The following is a 24,450-nucleotide window of genomic DNA, read 5'->3' as shown; positions in this document are numbered from 1 at the left end:
AAATCCGTCTTTCCTGAAAATGCATACAACGCTTGGAGCGCTGGAAAAAAGGAAAAACGGGACAGGCGATAATTACGCCCGTTCCGCTTTGAGTTCCTTCCGTAGCTTCAAGGCTGTCTCATACACTGCCTTCCAATCATCTGAAGTTACAGATGCTGGACTATAACGCGTGCGTTCAAACCATGCTAACAGTTCATGCAGCGTGACTGCAGATGCTGGTACAGACTGGCTCCAGCGGTTAACTGATTCACGCAGCGTTTCATCCCCACTACGGGTTAAGCCTTTGCGTTTCACATAACGAATCCAGCGTTCCGTTTCAGCTACAACCTTCTGTTCTGGTGTAAGCGGCTCGCCTGTTCGTAGACGAAGCAACAAGAAACGAAGAGAGAAGCGGTTCCGCCAGAACATGTAGGCAACCCATGCGATCAGGATGGCTACAGCCATCCAAATGACGAATGTTGGTACACCAGATGTCGCTTGCTCAGATACAGGTGTCTGTTCTTCTTCCTGCACCGGCTCTTCTTCTGGCTGCTCTTCAGGCTCGTCAACCGGCTGCACATCAGGTGCCTCTGTTAACAAAGGCATATCAAAGCCTGGTGTCGCTTCAACTGGAATCCATCCATACTCACCAAAGTAAACTTCAGCCCAAGAGTGAGCATCTGCATTGGTTACTGTATAGGTGGTCTCAATCTCAGAGCCAGGTTGACGAGGTGCCTGCATGTCTGAGTTGAGAGATAATTGTCCTGGTGCATAACCTTTAACCCAGCGAGCAGGAATCCCTTCAGAACGCGCCATCATGACTAGAGCTGTGGAGAAGTAATCACAGTAACCCTCCATAACATCGAACAGGAATCCTTCGACAAAGTCACTGCTCACTTTCCGGGATAAATCTGGATTATTGGTGTATTCAAAATTAGTTTGTAAATAGTTTTGCAGTAATGCTACTTTTTCATACGGAGTATTTGCAGAAGCCGTAATTTCGTTTGCTAAGTCCGTAACTCGATCCGGGAAACGGGACGGCAACTGTAAATACATATCGTCGGCTGGATTACTTCCGTACAGATCGTCAAAAGATTTGGTACGAAGCTCATCCTCTACAACCACCGGTGCTTCAGATACGACTGTATACGTTTTGGGATACTGAGGTTGTTGTCGATTTGTCATCAGCAGCAACTCAGCCTGCTCAGGATTCCAGAGCATTCGATTAGACTCCGTCTGTCCATCAATGGATGTGACCTCTGCAATGGAGTACGCTCCAAACATAATCGGATAGACCGTATCATTCAGCATCGTTACTTTTTGCGTCACTTGTTTCGTGTTCCCACTACCTGCATCATCATTCTCCAACGTTTCGCCAGGCTGTACCTCTTCCGTCGAGGCTCGTCTACGGTCATCCCAGCCTGTTCCGGTGTACTCTTCACGAGTCTCCCCACGCCAGTAACTACGCTCATTGGTCTGTACAGACATCACAGGGGTGTAGTCAAAGTTAAAACCGCCGCCAAGTTGATTATCTTCACGACTATATCCAGACTCTGTTGAATTTGGAATATCGAGCGTTCCATTGCCAGCCTGACTGGTCGAAGTTCCGGTATAGTTACGCCATGCTGTATATGGATCTGTCAGCGTAGGCGGTACTTCCGGCATATTCACACTTGCTACAATAATAAGAGAAAAAATGATGGCGATATTGGCAATGATTTTGTATGGATACCGAATGAGTCGCTTCCAGCCTTGTGGATAATACACTTGAAAGTTGCGGAAGTGCTGACATACTAACCAACCCATACCTGCAAACATCACCCAAGCAACCTCAATCCACAAGGAAATCTGAGTGAAAGAATCCAGAATTCCCATGGATACAATATTAATACCCAAGAATACTAGGATACGCCGAGTTGTATTCACCAAGCGTAATGCAGCTTCAAGCATGACCCAGGCACATAGGGAAAACCAGATATATGGATTAGAGTGAAAGATAAATTGCTCCACCCGATCCATAAATGAACCATAAGGAATATACACAGAGTAATCAATTAAGGTTTTATGCAAAATATAGATAAGAACAATCGCTTTAATGATTGTGCGATAGATAAGCTTAAATGGCAAAATCACTTCAAGTACACTCATAGCTGCCAGCGTCCACAATACCAAAGAGGTCGTCTCGTTATACCACGATTCCTTGGTAAACGAGAGCCACTGCATTGCAATCAGAAAGATCCATAGCAGCGATGCGGCTTGATACCACGATCTTTTGCCAGATGCCAGTTGTTTGCCTGTTGTATTCATGCGGAACCTCCCCCCATAACCGTTGGGAGCTCCTGAAGATGGGCCACCGTGAAGGATCTTGTACCTCTACCACGCAGCATGGCAGACCACTCTGCGCTCTGACGAGAGCCTTGAGGATCGATTAGAACATGACAAGGTGTCATCCCACGGGTATCCGCCCATCTTAACAATTCTAATACCTTCTCATCCTTCTGAGGTGAAATCAAAACGAAATAAGCTCCTTGCGGCAACTGACGCCCAAGCTTCTCTACACCCGGAAGCAAGCGACGATCCTGCCCGTTGTATTGAATGTCCACCAGATGATGCATCATCTTCTGACGGTCAATGAGACTTTCGCTAGGTGCGAGGAATGTGTTCTTATCAGACAAGGTCATCAATCCCATCCCCATCCGCTCTCTTGAACCGTATTCCAATAAAGAGGCTGCAGTGGACACCGCTAATTCAAATGTTTCACTCTGTTCATAGCTGGCTGCCAGTGCATCGATAACCAAAACGGTTTTGGGCACAGATTCGTGCTCAAACTCTTTCGATTTCCATGAACCGGTCTTCGCTGTGGCATTCCAATGAATGCGAGAGAGACGATCCCCGTAGACATAGTCGCGGACACCATTAATCTGGGTTGTTTCTCGGCGTGAGCGCGTCTGTGCTGTCTGCGGCCCAGATAATCGTGATTTGCGATCATATAACTGCCAGTAGGGGATAAACACAGTTCGTGGTAACACTCGAAATTCGCCCTTGGCCTTAAACGTCCCGCGATGCTCAATCAGTCCGAAAATATCTTCACTTGAACATTCCGTTTTGGAAAATACATATTTTCCACGTTCGAGCGGCGGTGTCTGAAACGACAGCTCACCAACGCCCCTCATATTGGGAATTAGGCTCTCACGGAACGACCATGATTCACCGTTGTGGCGATGCAGCATCTCGCGCACGACCACATAAGGAAGTGGCAGAAATCCTGGAATGTTCACTCGAAGCTGAACTTGAACCTGATCACCTGCATGTAGCAATTCTTCATGATCCTGACCTGATGACAATGCCCTGGCTCCCTTAGCGCGTCTTACACCACTAAAACCAGCAATGGCAAGGTACAGACAGAGCAGGGTAACCATTGATAATAACATGATGGATGTCTTTCCACCTTGAAATAGAACATATGCAAGGCAGCACATCCACACCGCCGCGATGCTCCAAACGCGGGGGTGCCGTATCCCTCTTTTGACGGTACTCAAAAGCGGCTTCATAAACTATTGTCCCATAGAAACGGGCACACGTATCTGCTGAAGTACAGAGTTCAGAACGGCTTCAGAACTCATGCTATCCAGTCTCGCCTCAGGACGTAGCACAATCCGATGAGAGATGACATATGGCGCCATCGTCTTCACATCATCCGGAAGCACATAGTCCCGTTCCTGAAGGAAGGCGAAGGCTTTTACCGCTGACATAAATGAAATGGCCGCCCGCGGACTGGCACCGAGCAATACGGATGGATGGGAGCGTGTGGTACGAACAACATCCAGCAAATAATCCATCACTGGATCACCTATAAATACTTCCTTGATCTCCTGCTGGATCGCAGAGATCTGATCCATGTGAGTCACCGACTCGAGTCGGTCAACCGGTTGACCCGACTGATGCTGCTTCAGCAGTGTTTTCTCGATATCCTTATCTGGATAACCAAGGCTTATTTTCAACATAAACCGGTCTAGTTGTGCCTCCGGCAATGTATATGTTCCTTCAAAATCAATCGGGTTCTGCGTAGCACAGAGCATAAACGGATGTGGCAAATCGTACGTATCTCCGTCTACCGTTACACTGCGTTCTTCCATAACCTCAAGCAACGCCGATTGAGTCTTCGTTGTCGCTCGGTTAATCTCGTCTGCTAGCAATATGTTCGTCATGACTGGACCTGGACGGAAGTAAAAGCGCTCATCACGTGGGTGGAATACGGATACACCCGTAATGTCACTCGGTAAAATATCTGGATTACATTGAATACGTCGGTATTCGCCGCGCATCGATTTGGATAAGGCTTTGATCAGTTGTGTCTTGCCTGTTCCCGGTACGTCTTCAATTAAAACGTGGCCGCCTGCAAGCAAAGCTGTGAGCAAAAGTTGAATTTCAAAGGATTTCCCCATTATGCAAGATTCTAGATTAGAACGGACTGCTGAAATGATTTGGATCGACTCTTTGCGCACAGGCATATGTCTAACCTCCTAAAAAAGCATACAGATTTCCTTTTATTGTACATGATCCATGAGCGCGAGTACACTCGAAGAGAATCACAATTTGTTTCTAGCCGTCTGATTCACCGCTATTCACGCATGAATACGACAAAAAGAGACCCGGATAAGAGATATCCGAAGCCTCTTTGGAAATTCTTTTTTTCTATCTGCCCGTACTGCCCTGTACCATCGCAACGATCACCCTTTTGGACGAACAACAAGTGCCGCAAGAAATGAGAAGATAATCGCTGCGGAGATCCCCGCTGCAGTTAGATCGAAGATACCGGTAATTACACCAAGCCAGCCTTCTTTCTCCAATTCGGTTAATGCTCCATGAACTAGGGAATTACCAAAACTCGTAATGGGAATGGAAGCACCAGCACCAGCAAATTTCACCAGTGGATCGTAAAGACCAAAGGCATCAGCCACAGCACCTGCAACCACCAGCGTACTCATCGTATGTGCTGGTGTCAGCTTGACCCCATCCATAAGAAGCTGTCCAATGACACAGATTAAGCCGCCAACGATAAATGCCCATAGAAATTGCATTTTCAACCCTCCTTCTCGATGGAAACGGCATGTGCAATACAAGGAATACTCTCACCCTGCTGGTAAGATAGCGGTGACAATAAAGCTCCCGTAGCTACCACCAGAACACGTTTTAAATCGCCCTTTTGCATTTGGTTTAAAATGTGCCCATAGGTAACTGATGCGGAGCATCCGCAACCACTTCCCCCTGCCACAACCTGAGGCTGTTTCTCACGGTCATAAATCATCAATCCACAGTCGTTAAACACCGTTTGTTCCATTGGAATACCTTCTTTATGCAAAAGTTCTTTGGTGATCGGTAGTCCAACCGAAGCAAGATCTCCTGTAACAATCAGATCGTAATAACCCGGCTCAAGCCCTGTATCACGGAAATGAGAAACCAACGTATCCGCAGCCGCAGGTGCCATAGCTGCTCCCATGTTGAATGGGTCTTTAATGCCCAAATCCATAACACGACCGATCGTTGCGTGTGTAATGACAGGCCCTTCTCCTGTTCGGGATACAACTCCGCAGCCTGCACCTGTGACGGTATACTGTGCATAAGGCGGCTTCTGTGACCCATACTCGGTCGGATAACGAAACTGTTTCTCTACGGTACAGTTGTGACTGACCGTTCCTGCAAGAACGTAGTCACCGCCCCCAGAATCCACAATGAGAGAAGCCAGTGCCAAACTTTCCATGGAGGTTGAGCATGCACCAAACACACCGAGGAAGGGTGCTCCTAGCTTACGAGCTGAGAACGAACTACTGATGATCTGGTTCATGAGATCTCCACCAATGAAAAACTGAAGCTCTTCTTTGGTAATATTCGCATTGACTAATGCCAGTTGAGTTGCCTGCTCTAATAGCTTGCGCTCCCCTTTCTCCCATGTCTTCTCGCCAATCTCCAGATTGTCGTATACATAGTCAAAGTCAGATGCGAGCGGTCCTTGTCCTTCGTCAGGTCCAACAACAGCAGCCCTGCCGACAATACGTGGACGATTTTCAAATTTCCAAGTTTGACGTCCCAGTCGTTTCATAGATGTCCTCCCCCAAATCCGAGGAAGGCATATACGATCCCGATAATAAATGCTGCGACTACACCAAACACGATAACGGAGCCAGCCAGTTTAAACATGTTGGCACCTACACCAAGTACCAATCCTTCTGCCCTGTGCTCCAGCGCCGCAGAACACATCGAGTTGGCAAAGCCTGTAACCGGAACTGCTGTACCCGCCCCTGCCCATTGTGCGATTTTATCGTATACACCAAGACAGGTCAGCACGACCGAGATAAAGATCATCACCGCTACGGTCGGACTAGCTGCTTCCTTAGAAGTCATATCAAATCCCGCCATAAATGCTTCTTGGATAGCTTGTCCAATTAGGCAGACAAATCCCCCAACGAAAAATGCTTTAATGCAGTTGGCCAAGAGGGGACGTGCAGGTTCATGCTTTTTGGCTACCTTTTTATATTCCTGCTCACTAATGGACAATGATGGTGATTTTTTGCTACTGCCGGTTCCTTTCGACTCAGCTGGCAATGTACAGAACCTCCTTCGAAATGGAATGAGAACGCGAATTCATTCCTGTATGCAATGGTTGGACGTGTGTAATCCTAAATACATTGTTTGTTAATGTTCGGAAGGTTATGTATCCGGCGAAATGCAGCATATGTTTCCAGTGTGTTAAAGATTTGAATTTGCTGTTATAAACGCCGGATTATTATCTGCTCATAGTCTACAAACCACACCTACATTGCATAAAACTTCCCCCATAATTTATTACTTAAATGTATACCGTTGCTCTTACAAATAAAGCAGGATGATAACGAGAAGAATAAACAAGACGATAAAAAGAATTGCTTCATTACCTTCATCAGGTGGCTTCATCTAGTTGTATGCAACTCCTTCCTATTGCTCAAACGTATAGAACAAGGGAGTGGTGTCCCTGAGAGGTAAACCATTCCTATCTATGTATTCCTATTCAAACAGCTATTCGGCGGAACAAGGACTTGTGCGGATTTCATACGAATATGCAGTGAACATCAGAACTCAATATGCCTGATATACGTGACGTAACCATGGACAATTACGTGCGCAAGGTTCATACTGGTTATGACCGGTGGTTAATAATTGATCCTTATATGAACAGGATCTCATGTCCAGCAGCCGTTCTGCTGAGACTTGAACTACATAAGAACAGAGGAGTTGTCCACATATGAATGAAAAAACAATGGATATGTTTCGCACACTGACCGAGTTCCCTTCTGCTTCGGGCTTTGAACGTGAGCTTCGCGGTTGGATGAAAGATCAGCTTTCCGCTTACACGGATGAATTTGTTCAGGATCGCTTGGGTAGTCTTTTTGGTGTATTACGCGGGGATGAAACAGGACCTAAAGTCATGGTTGCCGGGCATTTTGATGAAGTAGGCTTCATGACGACTGGCATTACAGAAACCGGTATGATTAAATTCCGTCCACTGGGTGGATGGTGGAGCCAAGCTGTATTGTCACAACGCCTTCAGATCATCACACCTGAGTGCCGAATCACTGGGGTTGTAGGCTCTACACCTACACATCTATTGGATGAGTCCCAGCGTAACAAGCCGGTGGATCTGAACACCATGTACCTAGATATTGGTGCAGATAACCGCGCTGAAGCAGAGTCATGGGGCATTCATCCGGGCATGCAAATTGTCCCTATCTGTGAATTCACACCCATGGCGAACCCGAAGAAAATCATGGCTAAGGCGTGGGATAACCGTTATGGCGTTGGACTTGCACTGGAACTCGTTGAGGCACTTCACAAAGAAAAATTGCCTAATATCTTATATTCCGGAGCAACGGTTCAAGAGGAATTGGGTCTGCGCGGCGCACGTACCGCTGCCAATCTCATTGAGCCTGACATCTTCTTCGCGCTCGACTGTAGTGCTGCCAATGATATGACAGGAGACAAGCAATCCTTTGGACATATTGGACAAGGAGCATTGCTGCGTATTTTCGATCCAGGCATGTTCACCCACCGTGGTATGGTCGAGTATGTGCAGGATACCGCATCCTCCAACCAGATTAAGATGCAATACTTCATCTCACCGGGCGGAACAGATGCAGGACAGGTTCATCTGAGCGGTATTGGTGTTCCTTCCACCGTTATTGGAATCTGTGCTCGTTACATCCACACTTCTTCCTCCATCATCCATACCGATGACTATGATGCAGCGAAAGAATTGATTGTGAAGCTCGTCAAAGGGCTGGATCGCTCCACAATGAATACCATTATTAACAATGCTTAACATCTGAACGTACGCTTTATTCCAAGAGATGTCCTGATTATGTCGGGATGTCTCTTTTTTACGTTTTCACCAATAGTGTGTGGTCAAAAAGGATAGATTAATAGGTCGAACATTATAGGAAATTACACATAAGATACAAGAACGGAAGAAGAATCAAACACCAAGCGGCGGAGGAGCTTCTATGGCAGTAAGAAAGAATGGAAAGTCGAATAAGGGCTCCAAAAAAGAGAATGCTGCCAACTCCCTTCTTGGCGGTAATCTTAAAGGAAGAAATCTGGAGCTTATTGTGGCAGCATTACTAGTGAGCGGGAAGCTCAGAGTGGATGCGGTTACGTTGTTTCGCGAAGCTACACTTGTCGTTGAATTGGTCGGCCAATATAAAACGCTACAACAGATTACACCATCGAATCAAGACAAACTTGTGCAGTTTCTGGATGAAATCGGTGGCGATATGACGTTAAATGATGTTATTCGGGCATTTCAACAAAGAATCAATTCCTAACACCAAGAAAAGAGGTTGAGATCATGTCTGACTTCGATGGAAATGGATTCGCCGAGCTAATCATCATCGTCATTCTTGTTGTTTTATTCGTATATGGTTCCTCAGATATTGATAGCCTAACCGATGCCCCTTCCCAAGCCTAAGTCGGTGGCAGCTCCACCCTAACATGCAAGACAAAAATCATCTGTATCCCTACAAACGCCAGTCTGAGCTTCAATCTACAGACTGGCGTTATTGGGATCGTTAGAGAAATAGTGGTGAAAATGCAATCCAAGCAAGTATGAGAGTAAGTACAATGCACACATTCTCCACAACGGCTCCATGCTTGGTTCCCGTACTCATTAGATTCGCACGTATACGCCACTTCAGTGGTGGCAGTGGACGAATACCCCGATTCGTTAATGAATCAGCAAGTAGATGCATAGCATAAGCTGTGCCCCCAGCAATCCAGATCTCCGGTTGCAGCTGCGCAGTCGTAGTATACAGTAGTCCTGCCCAAACCGTAGTTCCATACACTGTATGCGTTAGTCCCCTGTGTGTCAGCGTTGTACATAACATCAACAAACTACCTGCAATCCAGTTCCAAGGCGCAAATGCATGGCCGTAGAAAACCAGTCCCAAGCCAATCGCAAACATTAGCACTTTACGGAGTGATCGTGAAGGTAAAAATGATACCATACCAATCAAGATCGCAAGCAACAGATTCCAAGGTTGACTCTGAACATAGAAGTACACAAACACCGCCGTTGGTAACAAAATCGTCTGTAGCAGCCTAATGAGACTGTTTGGCAGAGCCTTCGAAACCAATAGCGAGTTAGGTTCATCGATGTCAGGCAGCAGTGAACCGATCAGCGCCACCGTTACTGCAGGAGCTGTTACAGGCAGGCCTGTGAATTGAAGAACAGAAAGTGATACCCCTGTTCCAATAATAAGGTGGGATCTTCCCATCATGATGCCAAAACTTCCTTTCGACGAAATAGGGAACATAACTGACCCACTTCTGATATTACACTGATTTCAAAATGAGAACAATAGTTCGTATTTCCTTATTTGTTTTCAAAATAAATTTTCATTTCTGTGACTGGGACCACAGTTTTTATTTTGTGAGGAGTTTATCGTTATTTGTGAAATTTATCACATTAGATGATGCCAATCATCTGTATGATTAAAATATAAACCACTAAAAATGTTAGTAATGTACAGTCTATCCAAGGAGGCTTATACACATGAACGGAAATAAAGAAAAACTGGTTGTCATCGGTAACGGTATGGCAGGAATTAGCACGGTTGAGCAAATTTTAAAATTAAGCTCCCGCTTCGATATCACAGTTATTGGTACAGAGCCCTACCCTAACTATAACCGCATTATGTTGTCCTATGTGCTGGAGGGCAGCAAAACGTTGGATGATATTGTACTCAATGACCTGCATTGGTATGAAGAATACGGTATAACGCTGCATATGGGCACAACAGTATCCAAAATCGATTCCGATACACGCGAAGTGGTGACTACAGACGGTTCGCGCGTCCCTTATGACAAGGTCATCATTGCTACAGGCTCCAATTCCTTTATTCTTCCTGTACCTGGACACGATAAACAAGGCGTTGTTGGATTCCGGGATATCGCCGACTGTAATACAATGCTCGATGCGGCAAAGAATTACAAAAAAGCAGCTGTCATTGGTGGCGGATTGCTTGGTTTAGAGGCAGCTAAAGGACTGGTTCAGCTCGGCATGGAGGTTACCGTTGTTCACTTAATGCAGGATCTCATGGAACGTCAACTCGATTCCCAAGCTTCTGCGATGTTAAAAGCCGAACTTGAGCGTCAAGGCATCCAATTCAAAATGGGCGCACAGACATCCGAATTGCTTGGCGGCGAGCGTGTTGAAGGTATTCGTTTTGCAGATGAAACGGTACTGGATGTTGATTTTGTTGTTATGGCTGTCGGTATCAAACCGAATATTGCTGTTGCTCGCGAGAGTGGCATGGAAGTTAATCGAGGTATTATTGTTGACGACTACATGCAAACTTCTCTTGAAAATGTGTATTCCGTCGGAGAATGTACAGAGCATCGCGGTGTGTGTTACGGCCTCGTCGCTCCATTATTCGAACAAGGCATGATTCTGGCTAAACATATATGCGGTGTTGACACTGCACCTTATGAAGGTTCTGTGGTATCCACGAAACTGAAAATTTCGGGCGTAGATGTATTTTCGACAGGTGAGTTTATTGATGGTCCTGAGCACACCGTTATCTCTCACAAAGACGAATGGAAACGCACGTACAAAAAAATTCTACTTCGCGATAATGTGATGGTCGGCGCTGTATTGTTTGGTGACATCACGGATTCAGCAGAGCTGCAAAAACTGATCAAGCAACAAACGGAGATGACCGATGATCTGTATGCTTCCCTGATGGGCACAGGCTGCGGTGGTCATAAAAAAACAACCTCTGTTGAAACGATGCCAGAAGATGAAATCGTCTGCGGATGTAACGGAGTAACCAAAGGAACCATTGTAGACGTCATCACGAATCAAGGCCTTACAACGGTGGATGAAATCAAAGCTTGTACAGGGGCTACTCGCTCTTGTGGTGGATGTAAACCGGTCGTTGAACAAATCTTGCAATATGTACTTGGTGATAATTTCACAACGGGTGCCAAACAGGGCATTTGCGGATGTACTTCCCTAAGCCGGGATGAGATCGTAGCAGAGATCAGACAGAAAGGTCTGCAAACGACCAAAGAAGTAATGAACGTATTGGGATGGACTCAGCCTGAAGGTTGCTCGAAATGCCGTCCTGCAATCAACTATTACTTGGGTATGATTGCACCGGATACACATGAGGATGAGAAAGAATCCCGCTTCGTCAACGAACGGATGAACGCCAATATTCAAAAAGACGGAACCTATACCGTTGTGCCACGGATGTATGGTGGGGTTACAACACCTGAAGACTTGAAACGTATTGCTGATGTATCGGTCAAATACGATGTAAAAGCCGTTAAAGTGACTGGAGGACAGCGTCTAGACTTGATTGGTGTCAAAAAAGAAGATTTACCTAAAGTATGGGCTGAGCTCGATATGCCTTCAGGTTATGCTTATGCCAAATCTCTTCGTACCGTCAAAACATGTGTGGGTTCACAGTTCTGCCGCTTCGGTACACAGGATTCGATGGCTATGGGTGCCCTAATAGAACGCAAATTCGAACGCTTAGACTTACCTGCTAAATTCAAATACGCCGTGAACGGCTGCCCACGTAACTGTGCAGAAGCATGTACGAAAGATATCGGTATCGTCGGAAACGACGGCGGTTGGGAAATATTCATCGGTGGTAACGGCGGGATCAAAGCTAGACTTGCGGACTCCCTCTGCAAAGTGAAAACGGACGAAGAATTGATCGAGCTGTGCGGCGCCATCATGCAACATTATCGGGAGACTGCCAACTACCTTGAACGGACTTCGGAATGGGTAGAACGTGTGGGTCTGGAATCGATACGTGCAGTTGTGGTTGACGATATTCAAGAACGTAAAGCGCTAATGGAACGAATTGAATTCGCACTTGGACATGTGGAAGAACCTTGGCAAAAGGCAATTCGAAATGAACAAGGTGAGAACAAACTATTTCACGGTATTGAAGTAACTGCTCGTCCGTAAAATCCGATGTGAGCTTTACTCTATATAAGTTCAACTAAACTTTTTACACGAGAACGGAGAGGACAGAAATAACGTGTAGAAGCGAAGCGTTCGCCTTTATCTCCGGATTTTCCCTTTGAAGAAGGGAATCAAAAAAATCTGGGGATAACAGCGATCGGAAGGTTATTCTGTCATCGAAGTGGCAAGTGTAAACCGGCTTTAGTTGAACCTATATAATACAGATAAGGAGAGTTCAATATGACAACTAAACCAGCCGGCACCTATTATCCTGCCGGAACGATTGATGAATTTCTACCTCGCATTGGTAGAGTCGTTGAGATTCAAGGCAAACAGCTCGCTGTATTTCTTGCCTCGGATGGTACCATCTTCGCTGCCGATAATCGAAACCCTCATCCGAAAGGCGGACCACTTGCCGAAGGCATTGTGTCAGGTCATTATCTCTATGACCCGCTGTACGATTGGAAAATCGATCTTAGCACAGGTCTAGTGCAAGCTCCCGACCAAGGACAGGTTCAGATGTACTCGGTTAAAGTGGAAAATGGTACGGTCTGGATTGCAGTATAGCTGCAATCCAGGTAACACATAAGATTGATGCTTAAGTATGGGGGAAACCGACATGTACACACCTAATGTTGAAGGAATTATTGAAGCCGCGGTCAAAAAAAGAGATCAAATGAATTCAGGCCTAGCACGTTATATGGTATCTGCCTTGATGGCTGGTGCATACGTAGGCCTTGGCATTATTCTAATCTTCAGTATCGGTGCACCGCTTCTGGCGGCGCAATCACCTTTTCAAATGATCCTGATGGGCATGTCCTTCGGGCTCGCTCTCACCCTCGTCATTTTTGCAGGATCGGAACTGTTTACGGGTAACAATATGTTTTTTACCATGAGTACGTTAGCAGGTCGCACTACCGTGAAAGACACGATGAAGAACTGGGGACTTGTCTTCCTCGGCAATCTGATCGGTGCGGTCATTCTGAGTCTGCTCATTGTAGGCAGTGGTTTGTTCAAGACAGCTACACCAGAGCATCTGCTCTTTGCCGTTTCTGCTAAGAAGATGGCCGCCCCCGTTACTGAGCTATTCTTCCGCGGCATTCTCTGTAACTGGCTCGTCTGTCTAGCCATTTGGATGTCTTCACGCACAAAAGAGGACATTGCCAAGCTTGTATTGATCTGGTGGTGTCTGTACGCATTTATCGCCAGTGGATATGAGCATAGCGTTGCCAATATGACATTGCTCTCCTTGTCTTGGTTGTTACCCAACCATCCGGATACCATCACATTAGCAGGCTGGTTCCATAATATGATTCCAGTTACACTCGGTAACATTGTAGGAGGCGCTTTGTTTGTTGGGATGGCCTATTGGTTCGTATCACCTGTGAGAAAGAAAACCCGTCAATGACTTATGCTCTCATGCTATACACCATGCATTCTCTGGACTCTCAGAGGGCATGGTTTTTTACATTATGACCTTTTACCTTTCACAACCTCAGCGTTAATCCCCCGTTTACATAGAAGTCGTATAGTCGAACCATGCCTTAACATATCTAACGACCAAAGGATGATCGCTTATATGGGAATACACACGTACTTCAGATCGCTGAATGATCTAGAACGCATTATCCGAACGCCAGGCAAATTCAAGTTTGAGGAACATAGCGTCTCCGCACATTCATGGAAAGTCGTGCAATATGCCAAAACGCTCGCGGATATTGAAGAACAGAACGGCGTAGCCATCGATTGGAAAAAGCTTTACGAGATCACTAGCAGCCATGATTACGGCGAGATCTTCATCGGAGATATCAAAACTCCGGTCAAGCATTATTCACTTGAGCTTCGTGCAATGCTGCAGCAAGTCGAGGAAGGTATGGTTGAGCATTTTATCAACGAGAACATTCCCGAAGAGTTCCAAGCCATATTCCGTCGTCAACTGCGTGAAGGTAAAGATCAATCTGTGGAAGGGCTTATTCTTGAAGTTGCCGACAAGATGGATCAGGTGTATGAAGCCTTTGCAGAATTACAACGGGGAAATACGGAGAAAGAATTCATTGTGATGTATAGATATGCCCTGATCAAAATCAAGAACATTGACCTCCATTGTGTTCACTATTTCCTCCATCACATCCTCCCCGACATTATTCAGGAAGGCATCCGTTCCCCGATTGATATTCGCAAAATAACTGAAGAGGCACTCGCCGAATAATCAGCTCAAGTCGCCATGGCTCTCATGATCCAGGGACAGAGCTTTTTTTCGTTCTGTACACTGTTGCCGATATTCACTCGGATATACCCCTGTTTTATTTTTCAGATAATCCACGCTAAAATGCATCTGTCCCGTCATATCCTGAAGGCTGATCTCGTGCATGTAATGCTGCTTCACGTACAGTTTAAACGCCTCTGCGATATCCCAGTCTTCCTCAGCTTTCTCCAAAAAACACCTATCTCATCTGAATCGCAAATAGGATTCATAAGCAAGTCGAAATGATCTGAATTATAAATTTATTTATGTAAGTTGCATAACAATTAAACTGTTTTCAGTATGTCCTACTGTTTTAATTATTCTTCAGACCAGTTCTAGTTACATGTCAAATTTAGCTTTTTTAAATCTTTAATCTTGTTGGTACTTAACATATGCATTATTTAATGAAGCGAAGGTCTCCCTTTATTATTTTGGAAGACCTATGTAAATGTGAATCAATAACAATGCAACAATCTTGAATACTTTTTTTATACTATCTTACGAGTCATCCTTTGAACTCTATAGGAAGGTCTGAGGCAAATCCGAAATGTTTAGTGATTATTTCTACTATTCGTTTAGATGCCATGCCATCACCAAATGGATTATTTATATCAGTCATTCTTTTGTAACTCTCTGAATCGCCTAATAGTTGATTCGTTATGTTATAAATTGCTGATTCATCTGTTCCAGACAAATAAACTGCATTCGCATTGACTGCCTCTGGTCGTTCTGTAGTATCACGCATTAAAACAAGGGGTTTTCGAAAAACAGGAGTTTCTTCTTGTAAACCTCCTGAATCACTAATAATTAAATAAGAACGAGAGATAAGATTAATCATGTCAGGATACTCTAACGGATCTATTAAGTGTATTCTGTCATGCCCAGATAACATTCCGAAAGCCTTGTCACGCACAATCGGACTCAAATGAACAGGATAAACCACATTTACATCGGGGTGAGTATTAACAATACGCCGGATAGCATTAAACATATTCTCCATACGTTCCCCGTAATTCTCTCTTCGATGGGCTGTCAGTGTTATTACTCGACTACCATTACCAAGAATACTCTTTAAAATAGTATTTTTGAATTCGTAATCTTCCTTATGAGTGTATAACGCTGCATCTACTGCAGTTTGTCCTGTAACAAAAATGTTCTCATTACTGTATCCTTCATTTAATAAATTTTCTTTAGAGATCGATGTTGGAGCAAATAACAAATCGGTTACAACATCAACAATCTTGCGATTTACCTCCTCAGGCCATGGTGAGTATTTATTATGAGAGCGCAGTCCAGCCTCAACATGTCCAACAGGTATCTTATGAAAAAAAGCTACAAGCCCACCACAAAGTGCTGTTTGAGTATCACCATGAACCAAAATTAAGTCAGGCATATCCTCTGACACAACTTTGTCTAATCCAGCTATAGCTGCAGAAGTGAAGTAAGCTAGTGACTGGTTTTCTTTCATTAATGCAAGATCCACATCCGGTGTTATATTAAAATGATTTAGCGCTTGATAGAGTTGCTCACGATGCTGACCTGTAGTCACAACTTTTGTTTCAAAAAACTCAGTGTACTTTTTTAATTCCTGAATAACGGGACACATCTTAGTTGCCTCAGGTCTAGTTCCAAACAGAACCATAATTTTTCTCTTCCCCACATCATAACCCCCTATAAATGTTTAGAAATTCAACTAGATAATACCATAAAAAGAGAATGTTAATCAAAGATTATACTCTTTATAAATCTTCTAACAGAGACATTTAAAGACTTGGAATTTCCCGCTTGTTAATACAGGAATAGTTTTAACAGTAATTATATTTACTGTTACTTTTCTTTTTATCTTCTCGTTTACTCTTTTCACAAGTTTTGATTTTACACTATCGTTAAATTGATCATTTGGAACTATAAAAAAAGTAAATTGGTCAATAGAATTTTGTTCTACTCTAAAAGTTTCGATAGAATCATCTCCATCTTCAATAAGAGAACGAATAATACGCTTGAAAAACATATCTCCTAGCATTTCATTAGGCCCCTTTATTATCCCCGCTTTCCTACCACCTGCTAGTTTTAAAACTTGAGTATGTTGGCCACACTTGCAAGGCATACGTTCAACTTTCCCTAAATCCCCTGTACTATATCTAATAATAGGCATCTTTTTGTTAAAAAAACTTGTAATCAAAATTTCATTCATGCCCTCTTGGATTTGTTTATTCGAATTATCTTGCTCTAAAAAAAATAAGTCCTCCCTCACATGGAGGTTACCTTCCGGACACTCGTAACATGCGAACCAAGTCTCTCTCAAACCATAGTGCAAAATAGTTTTGCAACCAAAAGCATGTTCTACTATCTCTCTTTCTGACTGTTCAGCATATTCCCCTATAAGCTCAATAAATTTAATTTGTTTCTTATCATATTTAATTATGCATTCATTTATTAACTTTGCATATCTTAATAGAGCTGTAATTGGAGCACTTAGCCAACGTGGATTTAGCGATAACAATTCGTTGAAGCTATAAATCATATTTTGTTCAGAGAAATCAAAAGGATTGAACGACGTATCATCTCTACCGAATAAACTAACATAATTCTCAATGTTGACTTCAGGATCCCATCGTCTTCGTTCTTGCCAGATAGCCAAAGTCGAGATCAATTTTTCTCGTTTTGTCTTTAAACACCTTAATGGCACCCCCGTTGAACCAGTGGTGTATTCTACATAATATGCCTCATCACTTTTGGAGTAATAATCGCCTTCGTTTTTTCTAATAACATCTTTAGTGATAACAGGTAATTGGAGGAAGTGTTCACAATCAACATTTCCAGGGTCTATATCTTTCTCTATGAATAAATTCCGATAAAAATCATTTTCTAAATATAACTCATTCAAAAGTACCTTTATTTTCCCTAACTGTTCAATAGTCAAATCTTGTTTCAATTAATTCCCCTCCATAGTATAATTAAGCTATTAGATCCAATACATTACATATACGGGGTGTTTCAAATTAATATTGAAAAAAGGGAAGTACTGGGGATACCTTTTCTTTTTATTCAACCTACTAAAAAGAAAATACAAGGAACTATACTTCACTATTACGGTTGGAACTCTGAAATGAACAACTCAATCCCTTTTTGCTCTCGTATTGCTGAAGCTGGCTACCAAATTATTGTGCCTGAACTGCCAAATCACGGAGCGCGAATCAAAAAGGATAACAACAATGCAGAATTGATATGCCAATGGAATACAATTTTTGAATCTATAGATGAATCATTAGAGTTAATAAATTTGATTGTCGAATATCCAACTGTGATTAAGGAGAATTTCTATATTCAAGGGTACTCTATGGGTGGATACATAGCCTCTGTACTATTTACAAAGTTTCCGTTCATTAAAGGGCTCATCGCTGTAAACAGTTGTCTTGCTTGGCAGAAGAATGAGGAATTACTCGCAAAATTCAGCACAAGAACGGTTTTAAAAGAAAATCAAAAGTTACTCAATCTCATCTCATTAAATGACCCTATAAATCTAATTTCAAAAATGGTTCCTAGGTCAATTCTGATATTTCATGGACAATCAGATTTCATTATTCCCGTTTATTCTCAACGTTACTTCTATAAGACCGTTTTAGATGATTATTCGATCCATTCCAAACAGATTACATATATTGAATCTCCTAATTCTGGACATCAAATAAATCTTGACATAACAGATCGAATCATTGAATGGTTACAATCCAACTAACTTAGGTATATCCTTAAGTTACAGGAAGCTACATCTTCAAATAATAATTTAATCTTGTTCGGCTCTGGTTTAAAAAACAGAAGAAGAAGTATACCACGAACCTTATATAAATCTGCACGCTTGTATAAGAAGATTAATACGAAGCTTCTTATACAAGTCTGGTACCGTGACAAGTGCTTGTCTCCTAATGCTTAGTTACCGAAACTCTCATATTTATTAAGAGCCAACTTAAGTACTAATTTAGCAACGAGTATGATATATACGGTGACAACCGGAAATAAGTAAAAAAGATACTTCCAAAACTCTTTCTCAAAGAAAAGAGCAGCAGGAATAAAAGTAATATAAGAATATGGTATTAATAACAAAAGAATTTTTATTGGTAATATATATATAGATATTGGATATTTAGAGAATTCTAAGATACTATTACTTGCCATCATTATAGGATTTCCATTTTTGGTCCAAAAAGATGTAATGGATGTAATTAAATTTATAGCTACTCTTATAATCACCCCAAATAAAATCGAGAACGATAATAAAACTATATTACTTGGGGTTAATTCCATTGCGGTCTCTTTGAAGGAATATACCAGAATAGTTAGACCAAGCAATACGTTTCCAACTCCTTGTGGACCAAATCCGAGTGTAAATATTTGAATGACAGTTGGAATAGGTCTTAATAAAAGACGATCAAACTCCCCGCGGTTAACAATGGACGGAAGGCTCCATGTACCTTCAAAGAAAATTGAAGCTAATCCCTCAGTTATATAAAAGAGGGACAGCATAAAAGCAATCTCCCACATGTCCCACCCAGCTAATGTTGGAATCCTATTAAAAAGAACAAAAATAAATATTATATTTAAAATTTGACTTAGACTCCCACTAAGAAACATAATCCAAAAGTCAGCCTTAAAGCTTAGTTGAGATTTTATATTGACTGCAAGCATACGCAAATATAACCAAATATAATGTTTCAAAGTCTATACTATCCCCCATTGATAACAATATTCTGAATACATATTCTAAATAAAAACTTAGCAACTATCCAGATAACAATTATCCATAATATCTGCAAATAGATCGACAATATCATTTGATTGAAGCTTACTTGCATCGTAAAAATAATGACAGGAGTATTGATAATCCCTTGAAAAGGCAATAAAAGTGCTATTCTTTGCAACCATTCTGGAAAAAAACTGATAGGAATCAATGCACCGGAGAAAAAATTAGTTATTGCTACTCTAGTCCAAAGGGTACCTGTTACGTTATGTGTCCAAAAAGAGAAAAGAGAGAAAACAAATATTATGAGATACTTTATGAATAAGGCCAAGCCTAAACTTATAATAAAAAGTAACCACACTAGAACGTGATCTGGGGTGTACATCCCAAAAACCATAAATATAATAGAACTTATAACAATACTTAAAGTAATACTTACAAGAATGGATCCTAAAATTTCAGATAAAGTATATTCTTGATGTTGTACGGGTTTGATTAAATCCATAATAATTGAACCATCTAAAATTTTCCGTGAGCAGCGATGTTCTGAATATAGATCGGTATTAATTATGAATACTATCATTATATAAGCTTTCATTTCTTCCCAGCTAAAATTCATTAGCTCACTTTTGCCTTGGTATACTGCATCCCACAAACATAGTAATAACAATGCCGAAACCAAACTAAACAAAATATTTATAATATACGTTGTACGATATGCGATAGTGAGCTGTATAGAACATTTAACCACAGCGATATACTTTTTCATGACTTACCTCAATTGTTTCAGTATATTTTTGTTTACTGTAAATACATAAGCTCCAAAATATTTTCAATCGATGGTTCCTCAATACTAATATCATATATCTGTGTGTACTTGATGAATTGAGTTATTATCTCACCAGATGTTACCTCATGTTGATTAAAAGTGATTGATATTTTGTTTTTCATTTTGCTCTCAATTGTTAAACTGTTTATTTTAGATAATCCTATTAGAAGTTTAGGGTCATCTTTTTCTATTGTTACATGAAGTTTTTTCAAGTTAGCATATTTCTCTTTAGCAAGTTTAATAGTCCCATCATAAAGAATTCTACCTTCATCAATAAGAATTAAACGGTCACATATTTGTTCAATATCTGCAAGATCATGAGTTGTTAACAAAATGGTTGTATTATATGAATCCTTGAGGTAAGAGATAAATTTTCTGATTTTATTTTTAGATTCAATATCAAGTCCAATAGTTGGTTCATCTAAATAGAGAATTTTGGGATTGTGGAGCAAGGATGCAACAAGATCTGCTTTCATCCTTTGACCCAAGGAAATCTTTCTCGCTGGAAGATGAATGAAATCATTTAGATCAAGCATTTCTGAAAAATCCGATAATTTTTTTTGAAAGACAGTATTAGAAATACCATAAATATCTTTCAATAATTTAAAGGATTCATATATAGGTATATCCATCCACAGCTGGCTTCTCTGACCAAAAACCACTCCTATTTCCTTAGTGTATTGAAGCCTATTCTTGTGAGGTTGAATACCATTAACCAAAAGTTCACCAGAAGTAGGTCTAAGTATGCCCGTTAGCATTTTAATTGTGGTAGATTTTCCAGCACCATTCTTCCCCAAATAAGCTACCGCTTCCCCTTTATTAATAGTAAAACTGATGTTATTAACTGCATTTTTATCTACATATTTCCCCTGGAATAAATGCTTTATTGCCCCTTTAATTCCAGGCTCCTTTATCGCTTGTCTGAAAGTTCTTGTTAAGTTCTTAACTCTAATAACTTCCATTATTTCCTCCCTAATGTTCTGCCTTAATTTTCTTTATAATATTCAGCATACACACTCTTTAACTCATGTATTATTTCTTTATTATTTTGTATAGCATCTAATAGTTCATTAGCTTCAATGAGAGTTATTTTTTTGTCGAAACTTCTATGATACAAGTAACAATCTAAATTATCATACTTCGCACAAAAGTACTGAATGTTTTTTTTCAATTGGGGACGAACTATATTTTGATTGTTATCCCTACGATGATATTGATGGTAATTAACTGCTTTTCTTTCTAACACTAATTCTCCACCTTCTTTAATCATACGATACGTCAGTTCAGTATCTTCCATACCCCATCCCACAAAATTCTCATCAAATAAGCCTACTCTTTCTAACAATTCTCTATTAACAGACATATTTGCTGTTGTTCCGATCAACCAACGAAAATGAAACTGGTCAATGTTATTTTTATAATAATCAAGTAATTTGGAGAAGTTGTCTTTCCCGTTTTCACAAGTGAATGTCTTCATCCTCGCTAATTCGAAATTTCTAATATCTTTTTGGCTAACTAAGTAGTGATAATCTTCCTCTCCATATTTCTTATTCAGATCATAAATATGAGGGTTTTTCTTTGCCAAATATGCCAATTCATCCATAGGTACTGAAATATCTCTACTCCATATGCTAAGTAGATTATGCTTCCACCCTATTACGATGTTGTAATTTTTATAGAGATGTGCATTCAGATGGGTTTCAATAAAATTTGGAGATGCTATACGGTCATCATCGTTAAACAAAATTATCTCTCCAGTGGATATATCCAATCCACGATTACGTGAATAGGCTCTACCCTGATTAAGATGACTAATTCTCTTTATATCCAATAAATCCTCGTATTGACCTATTACTTCTAATGTATTATCCTCACTTCCGTCATCAATAATAATAATTTCAAAATTTTTGTAAGTTTGATTTATAAATGATGATAATGTCAAATCCAAATACTCGGCCTTATTATAAGTAGGAATAATCACGGATACTTTTTTCATAAAATCTTTGTTACCCTCCTTTAAGATGAAGCTTTTTGTTTGAGTGTAAATATAGTATGTTTGTCGAGCTGTTCAACAACATCAAAGTTGAAGTTTAATTCCTCAATGACTTCATTTAATTCTTCATATCGTGCCCAGTATATACTTTTAGGTTCATAATCAGCCGTAAATATAAAGTATGCATTCTTACTTATTCGCTGTAGTTCGTGAAAAAAAGCCTTCATAAGAACGGGAGTAAGTAATCTGAAAAAGTCTGTAACAATAACACAATCAAAATGATCTTCATGGTATGGAGTGTCGCACCCTAATAAATATTTAGATTTCCTATCCCTGAACATTTCTTCAAACTCTTTCACTAACGATACATTTTGCAAAAAAACATCGCTAACTTCTAACTGACGACATGTATTCATACTACTTGTTCCTATTAAAAGCGAATGAGTAGTCCCAAGTATAATTTTTTTATTTATCCATCCATATACATCACGCTCATAATTAGGGATTAGATCTTCTATAATAAGATTCTGAAAATATCCCATCATAAAATGTTGTAATCTACTGGACAAAAAAATGAGCAACTCGGTATCCATTCTGAACCTTTTCCTATGCAATCTCCTTCTATTTTCTAATCCGTGTAATCTTTTTGATGTGTCGCTACTGTTTGGAGGATGAGGAAGATGGAAAGCAAAGGATTCCCTCTCCGATATGAAGCTCGCTCCTTTCTCATAAAGGTTGTAACAGAAATCACTGTCCTCTGCTCCCCAACCTTTAAAGTCTTCATCAAACAATCCACTTTCTAAGCAGAGCTTTTTAGGCACAGTAAGTGAACATGTATATCCTATCGTCCAAGGAGAAGGGAGCTTATTGAGATCGTTATTAACTAATTGAAACAAATTGCTTCTACTATCCTGCCAATCAGACTTCAAACTCAACTTCTCAGATACAGATGTCATGTTATGCGGGGTCATTTCATTAAGTAATGAAGTATCTTCGTTATCAGGAATCACATATAAACCATAGACATAATGTAATATGACTGTTTTTTCATTAATAAGATTTTTTTTCAGTAGATTCTCTAAAAAAATAGGTGGGACAAGTACTCCACTATCAAGGAAAATTAGGTACTCTCCACTACTCCTCTTTATTCCTTCATTACGTGTGCGCGAGCGACAAGAATTACGATCCCGTGGAAGATAGATATATTGTATACACTCCATTAAAATCGGGAAATACTTCAATATACTGTATGTGTTGTCATTCGATCCGTCATCAACAATAATAATTTCAAAAGAGATACCTTTGGGTTTATTAAGACTACTAAGATAAATTAAAGATTGGTACAAGTAGTCTTTTGAATTGTACGTAGGAATTATAAACGAAAACATAGCTCACCCTCCTTGTGAAAAATTTTTATGATGATGATCTTCTAGTTGTGCTGCATTAAGACGTTTATATATCTTTCAATTTTATTTTTGACAATATTTTTATCAAAGAATTTAAGAGTTGTCTTCTCTGGACTAACATAATCTTGATCCGTAAACAAATTGGATATCCCCTCACCAAAAGGACCCTGTAATAAAAGTGTAGAATTGGTTTCTTCCTTTATCTTAATCACCCTATGCATTATATCTTTGTGCATTGTGTAAAATGACCCTGCAGAAATAGTGCCATCAAAATCAATATCCAGCTTTTTAGTACCTATTCGCTTGATAATATGACCACTATCCCCTGGGATTGGAGGAAACGTTTGGTGGTGGTATAGCGGCGCTATCTCAGTAGCACTTGTTTCTCTAAATGTTTGAAACCTCAAATTTCCTGTTAAAATTCGTGAGCTGAAGTGCCATGGATGATTGTGAATATGCTCAATATGATTAACAAAATGTTCTGGCCACCAGATATGAAGTCTAAGTTTATACTCTGGTTCTTTTGATTCAATCAGAACGAGCTTGTCAAAACCATTGATATGTGTGTAAGAACGCTGTGCAATTTCCTCTAGCCACATGTCATCTTTAAGTAACGAAGTAAGTAGCTTAATAACTTGTTTTTTCCCACTCAGAGGTTCCAGTATAGTCTTTATTTGCTCCATTATATCTTTCCTATCATCATAGTTATGAGAAATCCAATCTCTTACTTCAGACAAGTTTTTAAACATAAA

Annotated in this window: 23 protein-coding genes; 7 read left to right on the top strand and 16 right to left on the bottom strand. The window is 40.9% G+C overall.

The window, feature by feature from the left end; all coding sequences use genetic code 11:
• Positions 1–72: 72 nt before the first annotated feature.
• The 6 genes from J2T19_RS24155 to spoVAC form a co-directional block, all read right to left on the bottom strand.
• Positions 73–2,286 (bottom strand): transglutaminase TgpA family protein, encoded by a 2,214-nt coding sequence (locus tag J2T19_RS24155; protein WP_307220394.1) that lies wholly within the window; start codon positions 2,284–2,286, stop codon positions 73–75.
• Positions 2,283–3,530 carry a DUF58 domain-containing protein gene (locus tag J2T19_RS24150; protein WP_307220391.1) on the bottom strand — a complete coding sequence of 416 codons (1,248 nt, stop codon included), beginning with the start codon at positions 3,528–3,530 and terminating at the stop codon, positions 2,283–2,285. The genes J2T19_RS24155 and J2T19_RS24150 overlap by 4 nt, the downstream gene beginning before the upstream one ends.
• 3 nt (positions 3,531–3,533) lie before the next feature.
• Positions 3,534–4,490, bottom strand: coding sequence for an AAA family ATPase (locus J2T19_RS24145; protein WP_056695906.1), 957 nt, complete (start codon positions 4,488–4,490; stop codon positions 3,534–3,536).
• 219 nt (positions 4,491–4,709) lie between these two features.
• Positions 4,710–5,060 (bottom strand): stage V sporulation protein AE, encoded by a 351-nt coding sequence (spoVAE, locus tag J2T19_RS24140; RefSeq protein WP_056695903.1) that lies wholly within the window; start codon positions 5,058–5,060, stop codon positions 4,710–4,712.
• A 2-nt stretch (positions 5,061–5,062) separates the two neighbouring features.
• Complete coding sequence (gene spoVAD / locus J2T19_RS24135) at positions 5,063–6,079, bottom strand: stage V sporulation protein AD (protein ID WP_307220388.1); 1,017 nt, start codon at positions 6,077–6,079, stop codon at positions 5,063–5,065.
• Positions 6,076–6,582: a stage V sporulation protein AC gene (gene spoVAC, locus J2T19_RS24130; protein WP_307220386.1), complete on the bottom strand. Its 507-nt coding sequence runs from the start codon at positions 6,580–6,582 to the stop codon at positions 6,076–6,078. The genes spoVAD and spoVAC overlap by 4 nt, the downstream gene beginning before the upstream one ends.
• Positions 6,583–7,258: 676 nt before the next feature.
• Between spoVAC and J2T19_RS24125 the strand changes: the two genes are divergently transcribed.
• Both J2T19_RS24125 and J2T19_RS24120 read left to right on the top strand, forming a co-directional pair.
• On the top strand, positions 7,259–8,332 hold the full coding sequence (locus J2T19_RS24125; protein ID WP_307220384.1) for a M42 family metallopeptidase: 1,074 nt from the start codon (positions 7,259–7,261) through the stop codon (positions 8,330–8,332).
• Positions 8,333–8,513: 181 nt separating this feature from the next.
• Positions 8,514–8,834 (top strand): hypothetical protein, encoded by a 321-nt coding sequence (locus J2T19_RS24120; protein ID WP_128102949.1) that lies wholly within the window; start codon positions 8,514–8,516, stop codon positions 8,832–8,834.
• Between the two features lie 243 nt (positions 8,835–9,077).
• On the opposite strand, the gene J2T19_RS24115 is transcribed toward J2T19_RS24120, so the two are convergent.
• Positions 9,078–9,785: a metal-dependent hydrolase gene (locus J2T19_RS24115; RefSeq protein WP_307220382.1), complete on the bottom strand. Its 708-nt coding sequence runs from the start codon at positions 9,783–9,785 to the stop codon at positions 9,078–9,080.
• Between the two features lie 275 nt (positions 9,786–10,060).
• Here J2T19_RS24115 and nirB point away from each other — a divergent pair, with 275 nt between their 5' ends.
• From nirB to J2T19_RS24095, 4 genes are all read left to right on the top strand, one after another.
• A complete protein-coding gene (nirB, locus tag J2T19_RS24110) occupies positions 10,061–12,490 on the top strand; it encodes a nitrite reductase large subunit NirB (RefSeq protein WP_307220380.1) in 2,430 nt (809 codons plus the stop codon).
• Between the two features lie 237 nt (positions 12,491–12,727).
• Positions 12,728–13,054, top strand: a complete 327-nt coding sequence (gene nirD, locus J2T19_RS24105; RefSeq protein WP_056695881.1) for a nitrite reductase small subunit NirD — start codon at positions 12,728–12,730, stop codon at positions 13,052–13,054.
• Positions 13,055–13,106: 52 nt separating this feature from the next.
• A complete protein-coding gene (locus tag J2T19_RS24100) occupies positions 13,107–13,895 on the top strand; it encodes a formate/nitrite transporter family protein (protein WP_145045783.1) in 789 nt (262 codons plus the stop codon).
• Between the two features lie 171 nt (positions 13,896–14,066).
• Positions 14,067–14,696: a YfbR-like 5'-deoxynucleotidase gene (locus J2T19_RS24095; protein WP_056695875.1), complete on the top strand. Its 630-nt coding sequence runs from the start codon at positions 14,067–14,069 to the stop codon at positions 14,694–14,696.
• Here the strand turns inward: J2T19_RS24095 and J2T19_RS24090 are convergent, their stop codons facing one another.
• From J2T19_RS24090 to J2T19_RS24080, 3 genes are all read right to left on the bottom strand, one after another.
• Positions 14,697–14,924 carry a helix-turn-helix transcriptional regulator gene (locus tag J2T19_RS24090; RefSeq protein WP_307220376.1) on the bottom strand — a complete coding sequence of 76 codons (228 nt, stop codon included), beginning with the start codon at positions 14,922–14,924 and terminating at the stop codon, positions 14,697–14,699. It abuts the gene before it with no gap.
• Between the two features lie 313 nt (positions 14,925–15,237).
• Positions 15,238–16,392, bottom strand: a complete 1,155-nt coding sequence (gene wecB / locus J2T19_RS24085; protein ID WP_307220374.1) for a non-hydrolyzing UDP-N-acetylglucosamine 2-epimerase — start codon at positions 16,390–16,392, stop codon at positions 15,238–15,240.
• 90 nt (positions 16,393–16,482) lie between these two features.
• Positions 16,483–17,667: a phenylacetate--CoA ligase family protein gene (locus J2T19_RS24080; RefSeq protein WP_307220372.1), complete on the bottom strand. Its 1,185-nt coding sequence runs from the start codon at positions 17,665–17,667 to the stop codon at positions 16,483–16,485.
• Between the two features lie 57 nt (positions 17,668–17,724).
• Here J2T19_RS24080 and J2T19_RS24075 point away from each other — a divergent pair, with 57 nt between their 5' ends.
• Positions 17,725–18,471 (top strand): alpha/beta hydrolase, encoded by a 747-nt coding sequence (locus tag J2T19_RS24075; RefSeq protein WP_307220370.1) that lies wholly within the window; start codon positions 17,725–17,727, stop codon positions 18,469–18,471.
• Between the two features lie 191 nt (positions 18,472–18,662).
• Here the strand turns inward: J2T19_RS24075 and J2T19_RS24070 are convergent, their stop codons facing one another.
• Genes J2T19_RS24070 through J2T19_RS24045 form a run of 6 tightly spaced genes read right to left on the bottom strand, consistent with a single transcriptional unit; the run spans position 18,663 to position 24,447 of the window.
• Positions 18,663–19,448: an ABC transporter permease gene (locus J2T19_RS24070; RefSeq protein ID WP_307220367.1), complete on the bottom strand. Its 786-nt coding sequence runs from the start codon at positions 19,446–19,448 to the stop codon at positions 18,663–18,665.
• A gap of 8 nt (positions 19,449–19,456) precedes the next feature.
• Positions 19,457–20,239 carry an ABC transporter permease gene (locus J2T19_RS24065; RefSeq protein WP_307220365.1) on the bottom strand — a complete coding sequence of 261 codons (783 nt, stop codon included), beginning with the start codon at positions 20,237–20,239 and terminating at the stop codon, positions 19,457–19,459.
• Positions 20,240–20,271: 32 nt separating this feature from the next.
• Positions 20,272–21,261: an ABC transporter ATP-binding protein gene (locus J2T19_RS24060; RefSeq protein ID WP_307220363.1), complete on the bottom strand. Its 990-nt coding sequence runs from the start codon at positions 21,259–21,261 to the stop codon at positions 20,272–20,274.
• Between the two features lie 23 nt (positions 21,262–21,284).
• Positions 21,285–22,295, bottom strand: coding sequence for a glycosyltransferase family 2 protein (locus J2T19_RS24055; RefSeq protein WP_307220361.1), 1,011 nt, complete (start codon positions 22,293–22,295; stop codon positions 21,285–21,287).
• Between the two features lie 20 nt (positions 22,296–22,315).
• Positions 22,316–23,680: a glycosyltransferase family 2 protein gene (locus tag J2T19_RS24050; RefSeq protein WP_307220359.1), complete on the bottom strand. Its 1,365-nt coding sequence runs from the start codon at positions 23,678–23,680 to the stop codon at positions 22,316–22,318.
• Positions 23,681–23,721: 41 nt separating this feature from the next.
• Entirely contained in the window at positions 23,722–24,447 is a 726-nt protein-coding gene (locus tag J2T19_RS24045; RefSeq protein ID WP_307220357.1) for a hypothetical protein, read from the bottom strand.
• Positions 24,448–24,450 lie beyond the last annotated feature (3 nt).

This window comes from Paenibacillus tundrae, from assembly GCF_030812775.1.
Taxonomy (GTDB): domain Bacteria; phylum Bacillota; class Bacilli; order Paenibacillales; family Paenibacillaceae; genus Paenibacillus; species Paenibacillus tundrae_A.
This window is presented reverse-complemented; position numbering and strand designations above follow the sequence as displayed.

Coding starts and splice junctions, on each gene's coding strand:
- spoVAD (WP_307220388.1), bottom strand. CDS start 6,079: ATGAAACGACTGGGACGTCAAACTTGGAAATTTGAAAATCGTCCACGT.
- nirD (WP_056695881.1), top strand. CDS start 12,728: ATGACAACTAAACCAGCCGGCACCTATTATCCTGCCGGAACGATTGAT.
- J2T19_RS24050 (WP_307220359.1), bottom strand. CDS start 23,680: ATGTTTTCGTTTATAATTCCTACGTACAATTCAAAAGACTACTTGTAC.
- J2T19_RS24100 (WP_145045783.1), top strand. CDS start 13,107: ATGTACACACCTAATGTTGAAGGAATTATTGAAGCCGCGGTCAAAAAA.
- J2T19_RS24145 (WP_056695906.1), bottom strand. CDS start 4,490: ATGCCTGTGCGCAAAGAGTCGATCCAAATCATTTCAGCAGTCCGTTCT.
- J2T19_RS24115 (WP_307220382.1), bottom strand. CDS start 9,785: ATGATGGGAAGATCCCACCTTATTATTGGAACAGGGGTATCACTTTCT.
- J2T19_RS24045 (WP_307220357.1), bottom strand. CDS start 24,447: ATGTTTAAAAACTTGTCTGAAGTAAGAGATTGGATTTCTCATAACTAT.
- J2T19_RS24125 (WP_307220384.1), top strand. CDS start 7,259: ATGAATGAAAAAACAATGGATATGTTTCGCACACTGACCGAGTTCCCT.
- J2T19_RS24150 (WP_307220391.1), bottom strand. CDS start 3,530: ATGAAGCCGCTTTTGAGTACCGTCAAAAGAGGGATACGGCACCCCCGC.
- nirB (WP_307220380.1), top strand. CDS start 10,061: ATGAACGGAAATAAAGAAAAACTGGTTGTCATCGGTAACGGTATGGCA.
- J2T19_RS24065 (WP_307220365.1), bottom strand. CDS start 20,239: ATGAAAAAGTATATCGCTGTGGTTAAATGTTCTATACAGCTCACTATC.
- J2T19_RS24095 (WP_056695875.1), top strand. CDS start 14,067: ATGGGAATACACACGTACTTCAGATCGCTGAATGATCTAGAACGCATT.
- spoVAE (WP_056695903.1), bottom strand. CDS start 5,060: ATGCAATTTCTATGGGCATTTATCGTTGGCGGCTTAATCTGTGTCATT.
- J2T19_RS24060 (WP_307220363.1), bottom strand. CDS start 21,261: ATGGAAGTTATTAGAGTTAAGAACTTAACAAGAACTTTCAGACAAGCG.
- J2T19_RS24155 (WP_307220394.1), bottom strand. CDS start 2,286: ATGAATACAACAGGCAAACAACTGGCATCTGGCAAAAGATCGTGGTAT.
- J2T19_RS24055 (WP_307220361.1), bottom strand. CDS start 22,295: ATGAAAAAAGTATCCGTGATTATTCCTACTTATAATAAGGCCGAGTAT.
- J2T19_RS24120 (WP_128102949.1), top strand. CDS start 8,514: ATGGCAGTAAGAAAGAATGGAAAGTCGAATAAGGGCTCCAAAAAAGAG.